The organism is Staphylococcus intermedius NCTC 11048 (assembly GCF_002902385.1).
GTDB classification, from domain to species: domain Bacteria; phylum Bacillota; class Bacilli; order Staphylococcales; family Staphylococcaceae; genus Staphylococcus; species Staphylococcus intermedius.
Window position 1 is genome coordinate 3,309 of the sequence record NZ_PPQH01000135.1, and the last position, 9,684, is coordinate 12,992.

A 9,684-nucleotide genomic window follows, 5' to 3' on the forward strand; every position below is an offset into this window, starting at 1 on the left:
TCGGCACATTAATTTTATCTATTACTTATCCTTTTTTATTTTCGTTATCAATAATAGAAAAAATAAAAGTCGAAATAAACAACTCAAGGAACAGAAGTGGGTTAGCTTATCAGTATGCCGAACCAGTTAGAGAAATAATTTTCAACAATAACAAACATACTGTTGTTTATATTTTTGATTTTGAAGAAAAATTAATAAACTGCGGATATATTACTAACCTTAACACTCAAAACAACGAACCTACCGAGTTGATCATTGAACCCTTCGACGAAGAGCCACCTATAAAAAACTTCAACGCTATTGTTGAATGGTCTCAGAAACCAGAAAACGAATCTAAAGTTTTAATAAATCTGAACGAAAAAACGCAAATTTATTTTATCGAAATGTAATTCATTTTTTATCAGGCGGTTTTCTCGTCCCTTTAGTTTTACTAGGCTTACCTAAAGACCTTGTGGAGCCATTCTTATATTTACTCACAATATCACCACCTTAAAACGTCTACTTATGTAGGCGTTTTTTACCATTATTTTTTACCATTATTTTTTATCTTTACTTTTTTATTTCGAATCAAAACAGTTGCTATAAAAGCAGTTAACAAGAATGTGAAACCTAAAATATCAACCAATTCATAATAAGTTTTAGATTCAAACAATTTATCAATCCCCAAAGAAAAACCCCTAGCATGCTATATAAACATACTAGGGGGTATCACGCTGTGATATTATTTTCTTAGCCAACTATTAGTGGTGGCTCTTCCGTATGTTTAGATACTATCATAATTAGTTTGTTTTAGTCAAATTTAATTAAATCCCCCATTTTCTCTTTAAAGGTTAGTTTTTCTTTTTCCTACCACACTGTCATCACTCCTTAGTTTTATATAAAGCGTCACGAGGGCGGTAAAATAAAAGGGTAGGCGTGCTACCCTGAAAAATCATTCTAAGATATTCCTAACATCGATGTCTGCATTCTCTGTCGCAATATTTAATTCGTTTAGAGCATTATCGAGCGAATCTGTATTTTCAGATTGTTCAAAGTCCTCTAATGATCTAGCAGCATTTTGGAAATGCTCATTCGCATCTAATAAATTTTGATGGTCATTTTCATACTTTGAAGGCGGAACAACGTTATCTTTAACCCCTTTTAGTATTAAATCTGCACCGTCCAAACTACCATAAATAGCATACACCAAATCTTTCCCTTTGTTAGTCAGTCGACCATTATCATTTATTTCATATTGCAATTTTTGCAAGTCTTCACCTGCAAGCTGAATTTGCATTTGATAGCTTCGAATAACCCCTTTATATTCATCTTCTGTCATAGCTTTTGGTGTTTCAACTTTTGAATCCTCAATTTTTTTGCTTGTTTCTTCTACTTCTTTTTTTGGTTTTGCTTTCTCTTCTTTCTTCTCTTCTTTCTTGTTTTCCTCATCCTCGACTTTAGTTTTTTTCTTCTCTTGCTTGTTTGTGTCACTCTCAGATTCATCATCATTATTAAATAATGCGTTACAACCTCCGATGACTAAAAATATTACTATTAAGATACCCAAACAACCGAGACAACCTTTTTTGTTTTCGTCTTTCTCATTTTCACTTTTCTTATCTAACATTTTGAATGTCCTCCTTAAATAATATTTTTATATTCAAAAACCCTCAACGGTTCAAACTCTATTAAGTAATCGCCGATAAGAGTATTTAACCCATACTTCTTTTTATAATATTCAATACAATCTAGTACATGACCTTCTGTAATTTCAAAAAAATTAGCAAGCTCGTACAAATTACGTACACCTTGCTTAAACGCCTCGACTATACCTGATAAGGGCATAGACGTTTCGTATGAATAGCGTCTTGCGTAATTTTCGAATTTTCTATTGTTGAAATGTTTTTGGTCTAAAATGTTGCCGTATGTAAATTTATGGTGTGCTAATTCTTCTAACAAAGTTTCATACTTCTTAGCATTCGACATATTGCTTTTAATATAAATTTTACCTTCGTAATACAATCCACTTTGATGACTAGGAAAGTCTGACCTTTCTTCAACATCAATATTTTCTGAAATAATTAATTCTTCATATCTTCCCATCAAATCACCCTTTGTTGCAAATGTTATCTGTTTTTACGTGCTTTAATTATTTCGATGAATTGCATTACTTCGCCCATCTCTTCTTCAGTTAAGTCTTCTTTGTCGAAATGAGCGGCAATTGTTTCTTGGTATAAATTGTTTTCTTCAGTAATTCTTGATTTAGGTACATTGAAGTAATTGGCTAATTCTTGAATTTTTGAGATTCTTGGATATTTAGATTCTTTTAGCCAGTTAGAGATAGTGGATTGACTTACGCCTATAGCTTCAGATAATTCTACTTGAGTTATATTTCGTTCTTTCATAAGTTGTTCTAAGTTCTCTGACAAAATTTTTCTAGCACTTTTATATTCCATACTTTTTCTCCTTTAGTATTACTTAATGTAATACTAATTTACCATAAGTTATATTACTTTACAACTAAAAATATCACTTTTTTTAAATTATTATGACTTTAAGTGTTGACATATCACTTTAAGTAATAGTATAGTTATACATGTCAGCGGGAGGTGAACAAAAAATGCCAGAAGATTTTAAAGAATTCCCAGTAAAAGTTTGGCGCATTAACTCAAAAATGACGCAACAAGATGTTGCTGATAAATTAGGTGTTACTAAGCAATCAGTAATTAGATGGGAAAAGGAAGACGTTGAGTTAAAGGGAATACAACTTTACGCTTTAGCCAAATTATTCAACACTGAAGTTGATTATATTAAGGCTAAAAAAATTTAACACCAATATCACTTTAAGTAATAAGGGGGGGGGCGAAAATTGAATGAATTACAACTTAGCAACAATCTAACTACAATCGAAACAGAAATTAAGAGCTATCAAAACATCGCTGGTCAATCTATTTTTGAGATTGGTCGCAGACTGAAACACGTTAAGGAAAATGATCTAGCACATGGAGAGTTTGGCAAGTGGCTTGAAAAAGTTGATATAAATCATGGTGTTGCTAACAAAATGATGAAAATTTCAGAAACCAATTATTTAAATTACTCGCATGCGAGTAATTTGGGAGTAACTGCTTTGTATGAAATAGCTACTCTACCAGAAGAAGAAAGATACAAAGAACATATCACTACAAATGGAGAAACAAAAACTCCAGATGAAATGACGCGAAAAGAATTACGCGAATTGAAAAAACAACTTAAACAACGCGACGAACAAAACGCTCAACTCCAATCGCAAGTGCAACAAGCGCAGCGTTCGGAAGAGATAGCATTACAAAAATTAGAAGAAGCAGAGAATAGAGAGCCTGAAGTGATTGAGAGAGAAGTTGTTAAAGAGGTTGTACCAGATGACGTTAAGCAACAACTCGAACAATTCAAGCAAAAGTTTGAGCGTGAAAGTAACAACGCTAATGAACTTCGAGATGAACTACAACGATATAGAAATAGCTTCAGCGACCCTAACCAAGCGTATGAAGAAAAAGAATTAACTAGGTTAGAGCGTGAATCAAGTATCAACGCACACAAGATAGCAATCAGCATTCAAAACTTTATTAAAGAGAATTCGGTTGAGACATATAGGCTCGATACAGTTATCAAAGCAAATCCGAAGTCGAAAGAGAGACTTCAAGAAAATGTAGCGTTACTGAAAGAGTTCACTAGTAATTTAGAAGCAATGTTAAACGGAAGAATCGTCGTAAATTAGGAGGAATTATCATGAATGAATTACAAGAAGTAAAAGAAGAAACAATAATTTCATTACTTAAAAAGATACAACAAGCTAATGACCCAGACACGATTATAGATTTAACTAGATCCATTGAAACTATTCTTGAAATTAAATAAACCTAGCAGTTGCTGTAACAACCACTAGGTGTAAAAGTTATTTAACTTTTACTCTTGTGCCACAACTTTGTTTTCTGCATTTATTAGTGGATTTAGAGGAGTCGTAATTAAACTTGTTCCCACAAGCAGGGCAAAAAGATGGTGGCATGTTCATTATATATTCAAGCTTAGCCAAATGTAACACCTCCTTTCATTAGGAGTTAAATAAATTTTATCAGAAAAGAGGAATTAGAAATGGCAAAACGCAAAGATGAATTAATTATTTTACAAAATCACATTAGACAAACAAATAACCAAGGTCAGCAGTTAGAGCAAATTATCGAAAGAATGTTAGACATGGAAGATCGTGTTGAAAACAGAGTGTCTTACGTGGAAGAAATGGTTGAAGAAATTAAGAAAGAAGTACCAATCACTTATGAACAACAAAAAGAACTTCAATCAATCGTTCAATCTAAATCAAATGAGTTTACACGTGAGTATTATAAAAACGGCATTCCAGTAGAAAAGCGTTACCAGAGCGAATTGTTTAAGAAAAAGAAAGGTCAATTCATTCGTGCAATGTGGACGCGTCTAAAAGAGTATTTCAATGTGCCGCGCTATACAGCTATTCAAAAAGTAGATTATGAGCGTACTAAGCAATTCTTAACGATGATTGCATTCAAAGACTTTAAGCAACATGAACTCGAAGATAAAGCGAGCTGGAACATTCCAGGATTAGTTGAATAATAACCCACAATCGAACAAACAAATTAAGGAGGAGAAAGAATGAAACTACTCAAATACACAAAAATAGCACTCCTAATCATCATCTTGGCGGAGGAGATTAGGAATGCTATCAGAAAGAACAAAGTAACTATTGCAACTGAATCATTTATTAGTGAGAGATGTTGGCAATAGCTAAATTGAACATTTCGGTTTTCCCGCAGTTCAGACAAACAGTCACAAACATTTTCATACTTGGTGCAGGTAGATTTTGAGAAATAGCTTTTCAACATTATGTAACACTCCCAATCCAACGCAGTAGCGTTAAATATATTACACACAACATTTTGAGAGGAAGGAGCATCAAAATGCAAGAACAAAACAAAAAACCTCAAACCACTCATGGCAGTGAGCAGAATGAGGTAGTTGATGGTCAATGGAATAAAGACCACTTAGAATTTACGATTGCTCGTTAATTTGACGTTCAACATCTTTCTGAACTAAAGAGTGTAGGTTTTTACGCAAAACCGAAATGTAATGATCTAAATATAAATCAGTGTTTTTACGAGCATATTCGTAACCATCGTTATCAAATATGGGTTCTACGTTATTGAAATCATCTTTTATTTCATCAATGGATAACGTAGTAGCTTTTTGGCAAAGTTCATCATATTTGATAGTGATATCAATTTTATCAGACATACTTATCACCTCCTAATAAGGAGTATAGCAGAAAAATACACAAGCAATAGAACCCACAATCGAACAATCAAATTAAGGAGGACACTATGGAACAACCAACAAATTACGATGACATAAAACTAGACTTAGCAGAAGGTGCGACAGAAAGAAAAATTTATCAATTAATACATGAATACGAGCTGTCATACAAACAAGTTAAAAGAGTATTTGATGTGGTTGATAATAAATTGTCGAACTACATTCAAAACACAGAGATTTCTAAAAACAAAAGCCCCCTTGATTTAACAAGAGGCCGAAAAAACTAGTCGTTAATTTCTAAATCAAGATTAGAACCAACGTAGCTTAGTACTGGATATAACTTTTACGCTTTAATTGATGGTATCGAATTTAAGATAGATTAAATTTTTGAGTGAAAAACAAACAAAATAAGGAGGACAAACAATGAAAAGATTATACAAAATAACCCTCCTCATCACAATGGCAGTTGTGACTTGGAAGGTTTGGAAGGTAGAAAGGAAAATAAATGATACTCAAGTAGATTATTCTTCTGTCATTTCATCTCGAGGTTTAGATAAACCATTAGCGAATTCAAGAGATTTTAGATACTCATAAAAATATGTTTCCCGTCTATTTTCAAGATATTCTTCATATTCTTGTTCGGTATCAAAATCATCAAATTTCAATGAATGAGGCAAAGTTTGAATGTATGCGGCAGCGAAAAGGAGGAGAAACAATGTTTAAACGTAGAAAGAAAGAACGAGTCCAAATGACACTAGAAACAAACTTAGAAGAACTCAAACTATTACTGAATAAATTAAAAAGTTTTGTAAGCAAAACAGAAAACAAACGAATCGAACTAAAGAAGAAAGTTAGCGAATACGAAAGTTTAGTTAAACAAACTGAAAATACTATTAAAGAAATCAACAAATTTAAATTGAAAACAAAAATAAAAAAGGGTGGCTAACATGGAATTCATCGGATTTGCAGATGCGCAAGAATTCATCAAAATCAGCGGTATTTCTGAATGGCACTTTGAACGTGAAGTTTGTGCAAATGCAGAGTTCAGAAAGACGTGTATGTTCAGATTCGGAAAAGGCGGTAAGCGCTATATCGAGATTGAACCAGCGCTCAAGTTTATTAAAGAAAACATTTTAATTAGAGAAACTGATTTGTAAAGGGGGTGATTAGATTGAAGCGCACACTAGCAATATTTATGACCGTAGCAGTCACAATCGTACTAACGACAATACTCGCTTTTGCAAGCGTGTACTTCACCACACTGTTATTCATCGTAATTTTAGCAGAAGCTGTGACGTACAACGGCACAAAAGCGATTTACGAAGTATTAAAAAAGACTGAGTGCTAGCTGCAACTAGCAAACAGTCGAGGTTGAAAAATTTGGAATAAATTTCAACCTAATTATAACAGATTAGGAGGAATTAACAATGTATTTCCCGAAAGGCGAAGAATATACAGGAATTATTGAAGTAGAAGGCTTCAAATTCCGTAAGCATGTCACAAGACAAGATGATTACATCTTGATTGAAATCACTGACATGACATACAGAGTCATCGCAGAAACGAAAGTATACGATGTCTCAGATGTAGACATCGCACAAGAAGTTATTAACGCAGCTATTTACGATTTTATCGAGTACCAAACAGATGAGCTAGACAAAGTTATGGCTCATTTTATCAAAAACTAGGAGGAATAAACATGGAAAAAGAAAAAATGTTAAGTATTGCAAATAAATTGAATCTTTATCTTGCACTTTCAGAAGTGCACGGCTTCGTTCAATTTTGGCAATCGAGTGCTGGTAGTTTTTCTGTCCATTTCACTCATTTCGATGAAAGATACCCTTACAACAATAAAACGCTTTTTATTTATGACTGGCAAAGTGATGAAAGAATCGAAAGTCTAGTTAACAAAGCTAAAGAAGTTATTGCAAGAGGGGGTGTTTTAAATGACTAATCAACTGCAAAAAATAGAACTCGAAAACCTCGAACGAAGCGAAAGTTTTCAAGTTAATAGTTTGGAAACAGCAAATTGGGCTTTTAAAAAACTTGAAGCGTTGAAAGCAAAAGAAACCGAAATCAATGGGGTTGCAGAAAAAGAGTTAGATCGCATTAAGCAATGGCAATCGCAAGAGTTGAAAAGTATCGAGAATGACAAAGAATACTTTGAATATCTTGTCACAGATTATTACAAGCGCGAAAAAGAGAAAAACGACGAATTTAAACTTAGTACGCCGTACGGAAAAGTCACATCACGCGTAGGTGCTAAAGTGTTGGAAATGCAAGGTGGCGTGAACGAACAAGATGTCATTGATCAACTTGAACAAAAAGGATTTGTGGATTTTGTAAAAGTAACTAAAAAACTCAATCAAGCTGACATCAAAAAGAATTTTAATATTACTGACGATGGTACTTTAATCGACATGAACGGCGAAGTGTTAGAAGGCGTTAAGATGGTGCGTAAACCAACGTCATACACGGTAAAGGCAGGAGAGTAAGTGATGAATAAATCAGAATCAGTCGTAGAAATCAACAAAGCAATGGTGGCTTTCCGCAAAGAAGTTAAACAACCGCTCAAAGATAAAAATAATCCATTCTTTAAATCAAAATATGTGCCTCTCGAAAACGTTGTAGAAGCCATTGACGAGGCGGCAACACCTCATGGACTCTCTTATACCCAATGGGCATTAAATGATAAAGACGGACGTGTTGGAGTAGCTACAATGCTCATGCACGAAAGTGGAGAATACATCGAATATGACCCAGTATTTATGAACGCAGAAAAGAACACGCCACAAGGTGCCGGTTCATTAATAAGTTACCTTAAACGCTATTCATTATCAGCAATATTCGGAATCACAAGCGATCAAGATGATGATGGTAATGCAGCAAGTGGAAAGAATAACAGTCCCAAGCAACAGAATAGAACGCAATGGGCTAGTAGCGAAACGATAGGAACTTTAAAGAAAGAAGTTATAGCTTTTACAAATTTGATTAAAGGCACCGATAAAGAAGCACCACAAAATGTAGTAGAACAAAAATTCAACATAAACAACTATAAGTTAACAGAAAAACAAGCAGCAGATGCTCTTAATAAAATACGAAACAATGCCAAAAATATTACTGGAGGAAATAATAATGATTAATAGAGTCGTATTAGTAGGTCGATTAACAAAAGACCCCGAATTCAGAACGACGCCCTCAGGAGTAAGCGTAGCAACATTTACATTAGCAGTTAACCGCAACTTCAAAAGTAAAAACGGGGAACAGCAGGTAGACTTTATAAACTGTATTGTTTTTCGTAAGCAAGCAGAAAATGTGAACAACTATCTAAATAAAGGAAATCTAGCTGGCGTTGATGGTCGCTTACAATCACGCAGTTACGAAAATAAAGAAGGCAATAGAGTGTTTGTTACGGAAGTTGTGTGTGACAGTGTGCAGTTTTTGGAGCCTAAAAATAATAATCAGTCTAACAATCAACCACAACAACAAAGAGGTCAAGCACCTGCGCAAGATAATCCTTTTACCAATACCGATGACGACCTTTCAGATTTGCCATTTTAAGCCACTTAGCGAGGCGATAACATGCAATGGATAGATAAGCACCAAAAACAAGATAACGGGTTATACAGTGTCGTTATTCGCAATGTAGAACTATCTAATAAAGATTTACTTGTGTTGGATAACGGGCTTGATGTAGAAGTCGAGGTCAAGCCTGTTGATCCATACGCAATAACCAATAAACAACGCCGCAAGATATTCGCTTTATGTAACGACATAGAAGAACATACAGGTCAACCGCGTGAGTATATGCGCTACATGTTTATGGACTATGTGGCGTTTGTCGAGGGATACGACAGGCTATCACTTAGCAATTGCAGCAGGACGCAAGCAATTCAAATCATCGAAGTGATTCTCGATTGGGTGTTCCACAACGACATACCGCTCAACTACAAAACAAGTGACCTACTCAAGCAAGACAAATCATTCTTGTACTGGTCGACGGTAAACCGCAATTGTGTGATATGCCAAAAACCTCACGCTGAGCTCGCACATTATCACGCAGTAGGTAGAGGACGTAATAGACGCAAAATAGACCATACGGATAACAAGGTGCTTGCGCTATGCCGTAGGCATCATACAGAACAGCACAACATAGGTATGGATAGTTTTAACGACAAATACCATCTACACGACAGTTGGGTCGATGTGGATGAGCGACTTAACAGAATGCTGAAAGGAGAGAAAACGAATTGAAAATATTACAAGTTATAAAAATAGCACTCCTAATCGTCGTCTTGGCGGAGGAGATTAGGAATGCTAGAAATTATAAAAAAGTTATAGTAAAACTCTCGGAAATAAAAAAAGGTATTGATACTCCACAAAAAATCA

20 protein-coding genes and 1 pseudogene are annotated in these 9,684 nt (G+C 34.5%); 16 read left to right on the forward strand and 5 right to left on the reverse strand.

Going from position 1 to position 9,684, the window contains the following annotated elements; genetic code table 11:
• Positions 1–389, forward strand: a 389-nt coding sequence (locus CD138_RS13575; RefSeq protein ID WP_258026520.1) for a hypothetical protein, incomplete at its 5' end; no start/stop codon positions are given.
• Positions 390–523: 134 nt separating this feature from the next.
• Here CD138_RS13575 and CD138_RS14425 read toward each other — a convergent pair.
• From CD138_RS14425 to CD138_RS13590, 4 genes are all read right to left on the reverse strand, one after another.
• A complete protein-coding gene (locus CD138_RS14425; RefSeq protein WP_019168035.1) occupies positions 524–667 on the reverse strand; it encodes a hypothetical protein in 144 nt (47 codons plus the stop codon).
• A 264-nt stretch (positions 668–931) separates the two neighbouring features.
• Positions 932–1,606, reverse strand: coding sequence for a hypothetical protein (locus CD138_RS13580; RefSeq protein WP_019168036.1), 675 nt, complete (start codon positions 1,604–1,606; stop codon positions 932–934).
• A gap of 14 nt (positions 1,607–1,620) precedes the next feature.
• Positions 1,621–2,082: an ImmA/IrrE family metallo-endopeptidase gene (locus CD138_RS13585; RefSeq protein WP_019168037.1), complete on the reverse strand. Its 462-nt coding sequence runs from the start codon at positions 2,080–2,082 to the stop codon at positions 1,621–1,623.
• Positions 2,083–2,105: 23 nt separating this feature from the next.
• Complete coding sequence (locus CD138_RS13590; RefSeq protein WP_019168038.1) at positions 2,106–2,435, reverse strand: helix-turn-helix domain-containing protein; 330 nt, start codon at positions 2,433–2,435, stop codon at positions 2,106–2,108.
• A gap of 164 nt (positions 2,436–2,599) precedes the next feature.
• Here CD138_RS13590 and CD138_RS13595 point away from each other — a divergent pair, with 164 nt between their 5' ends.
• The 4 genes from CD138_RS13595 to CD138_RS13605 all read left to right on the forward strand — a co-directional run bounded on the left by CD138_RS13595 (position 2,600) and on the right by CD138_RS13605 (position 4,599).
• Positions 2,600–2,809 carry a helix-turn-helix transcriptional regulator gene (locus CD138_RS13595; RefSeq protein ID WP_015978217.1) on the forward strand — a complete coding sequence of 70 codons (210 nt, stop codon included), beginning with the start codon at positions 2,600–2,602 and terminating at the stop codon, positions 2,807–2,809.
• Between the two features lie 39 nt (positions 2,810–2,848).
• The gene (locus CD138_RS13600) at positions 2,849–3,733 is read left to right on the forward strand and encodes a DUF3102 domain-containing protein (protein WP_019168039.1); all 885 of its coding nucleotides are present in this window, start codon (positions 2,849–2,851) and stop codon (positions 3,731–3,733) included.
• Between the two features lie 11 nt (positions 3,734–3,744).
• Complete coding sequence (locus tag CD138_RS14755) at positions 3,745–3,873, forward strand: hypothetical protein (protein WP_019168040.1); 129 nt, start codon at positions 3,745–3,747, stop codon at positions 3,871–3,873.
• A gap of 234 nt (positions 3,874–4,107) precedes the next feature.
• Positions 4,108–4,599, forward strand: a complete 492-nt coding sequence (locus CD138_RS13605) for an ORF6C domain-containing protein (RefSeq protein ID WP_019168041.1) — start codon at positions 4,108–4,110, stop codon at positions 4,597–4,599.
• A 435-nt stretch (positions 4,600–5,034) separates the two neighbouring features.
• On the opposite strand, the gene CD138_RS13610 is transcribed toward CD138_RS13605, so the two are convergent.
• Positions 5,035–5,277, reverse strand: coding sequence for a hypothetical protein (locus tag CD138_RS13610; RefSeq protein ID WP_019169771.1), 243 nt, complete (start codon positions 5,275–5,277; stop codon positions 5,035–5,037).
• A gap of 86 nt (positions 5,278–5,363) precedes the next feature.
• Between CD138_RS13610 and CD138_RS13615 the strand changes: the two genes are divergently transcribed.
• From CD138_RS13615 to CD138_RS13660, 11 genes and pseudogenes are all read left to right on the forward strand, one after another.
• Entirely contained in the window at positions 5,364–5,582 is a 219-nt protein-coding gene (locus CD138_RS13615) for a hypothetical protein (protein WP_019169770.1), read from the forward strand.
• A gap of 136 nt (positions 5,583–5,718) precedes the next feature.
• Positions 5,719–5,794, forward strand: a pseudogene (locus CD138_RS14760) (hypothetical protein); the annotation flags it as partial.
• 216 nt (positions 5,795–6,010) lie between these two features.
• Complete coding sequence (locus CD138_RS13625; protein WP_096608502.1) at positions 6,011–6,241, forward strand: hypothetical protein; 231 nt, start codon at positions 6,011–6,013, stop codon at positions 6,239–6,241.
• 1 nt (position 6,242) lies between these two features.
• On the forward strand, positions 6,243–6,452 hold the full coding sequence (locus CD138_RS13630) for a hypothetical protein (protein WP_019168343.1): 210 nt from the start codon (positions 6,243–6,245) through the stop codon (positions 6,450–6,452).
• A 5-nt stretch (positions 6,453–6,457) separates the two neighbouring features.
• Positions 6,458–6,643 carry a hypothetical protein gene (locus CD138_RS14435; RefSeq protein ID WP_258026521.1) on the forward strand — a complete coding sequence of 62 codons (186 nt, stop codon included), beginning with the start codon at positions 6,458–6,460 and terminating at the stop codon, positions 6,641–6,643.
• Positions 6,644–6,722: 79 nt separating this feature from the next.
• The gene (locus tag CD138_RS13635; RefSeq protein WP_019168341.1) at positions 6,723–6,983 is read left to right on the forward strand and encodes a DUF1108 family protein; all 261 of its coding nucleotides are present in this window, start codon (positions 6,723–6,725) and stop codon (positions 6,981–6,983) included.
• A gap of 11 nt (positions 6,984–6,994) precedes the next feature.
• Positions 6,995–7,249: a hypothetical protein gene (locus CD138_RS13640; protein ID WP_019168340.1), complete on the forward strand. Its 255-nt coding sequence runs from the start codon at positions 6,995–6,997 to the stop codon at positions 7,247–7,249.
• Entirely contained in the window at positions 7,242–7,790 is a 549-nt protein-coding gene (locus CD138_RS13645; RefSeq protein ID WP_019168339.1) for a host-nuclease inhibitor Gam family protein, read from the forward strand. Before CD138_RS13640 ends, CD138_RS13645 begins: the two co-directional genes overlap by 8 nt.
• Before the next feature lie 3 nt (positions 7,791–7,793).
• Complete coding sequence (locus CD138_RS13650) at positions 7,794–8,438, forward strand: ERF family protein (protein ID WP_019168338.1); 645 nt, start codon at positions 7,794–7,796, stop codon at positions 8,436–8,438.
• Entirely contained in the window at positions 8,431–8,856 is a 426-nt protein-coding gene (ssb, locus tag CD138_RS13655; protein WP_096608500.1) for a single-stranded DNA-binding protein, read from the forward strand. The genes CD138_RS13650 and ssb overlap by 8 nt, the downstream gene beginning before the upstream one ends.
• Positions 8,857–8,877: 21 nt before the next feature.
• Positions 8,878–9,549: a putative HNHc nuclease gene (locus CD138_RS13660; RefSeq protein ID WP_019168211.1), complete on the forward strand. Its 672-nt coding sequence runs from the start codon at positions 8,878–8,880 to the stop codon at positions 9,547–9,549.
• Positions 9,550–9,684: the final 135 nt, after the last annotated feature.

Coding starts and splice junctions, on each gene's coding strand:
- CD138_RS13580 (WP_019168036.1), bottom strand. CDS start 1,606: ATGTTAGATAAGAAAAGTGAAAATGAGAAAGACGAAAACAAAAAAGGT.
- CD138_RS13585 (WP_019168037.1), bottom strand. CDS start 2,082: ATGGGAAGATATGAAGAATTAATTATTTCAGAAAATATTGATGTTGAA.
- CD138_RS13590 (WP_019168038.1), bottom strand. CDS start 2,435: ATGGAATATAAAAGTGCTAGAAAAATTTTGTCAGAGAACTTAGAACAA.
- CD138_RS13595 (WP_015978217.1), top strand. CDS start 2,600: ATGCCAGAAGATTTTAAAGAATTCCCAGTAAAAGTTTGGCGCATTAAC.
- CD138_RS14755 (WP_019168040.1), top strand. CDS start 3,745: ATGAATGAATTACAAGAAGTAAAAGAAGAAACAATAATTTCATTACTT.
- CD138_RS13605 (WP_019168041.1), top strand. CDS start 4,108: ATGGCAAAACGCAAAGATGAATTAATTATTTTACAAAATCACATTAGA.
- CD138_RS13610 (WP_019169771.1), bottom strand. CDS start 5,277: ATGTCTGATAAAATTGATATCACTATCAAATATGATGAACTTTGCCAA.
- CD138_RS13615 (WP_019169770.1), top strand. CDS start 5,364: ATGGAACAACCAACAAATTACGATGACATAAAACTAGACTTAGCAGAA.
- CD138_RS13625 (WP_096608502.1), top strand. CDS start 6,011: ATGTTTAAACGTAGAAAGAAAGAACGAGTCCAAATGACACTAGAAACA.
- CD138_RS13630 (WP_019168343.1), top strand. CDS start 6,243: ATGGAATTCATCGGATTTGCAGATGCGCAAGAATTCATCAAAATCAGC.
- CD138_RS13635 (WP_019168341.1), top strand. CDS start 6,723: ATGTATTTCCCGAAAGGCGAAGAATATACAGGAATTATTGAAGTAGAA.
- CD138_RS13640 (WP_019168340.1), top strand. CDS start 6,995: ATGGAAAAAGAAAAAATGTTAAGTATTGCAAATAAATTGAATCTTTAT.
- CD138_RS13645 (WP_019168339.1), top strand. CDS start 7,242: ATGACTAATCAACTGCAAAAAATAGAACTCGAAAACCTCGAACGAAGC.
- CD138_RS13650 (WP_019168338.1), top strand. CDS start 7,794: ATGAATAAATCAGAATCAGTCGTAGAAATCAACAAAGCAATGGTGGCT.
- ssb (WP_096608500.1), top strand. CDS start 8,431: ATGATTAATAGAGTCGTATTAGTAGGTCGATTAACAAAAGACCCCGAA.
- CD138_RS13660 (WP_019168211.1), top strand. CDS start 8,878: ATGCAATGGATAGATAAGCACCAAAAACAAGATAACGGGTTATACAGT.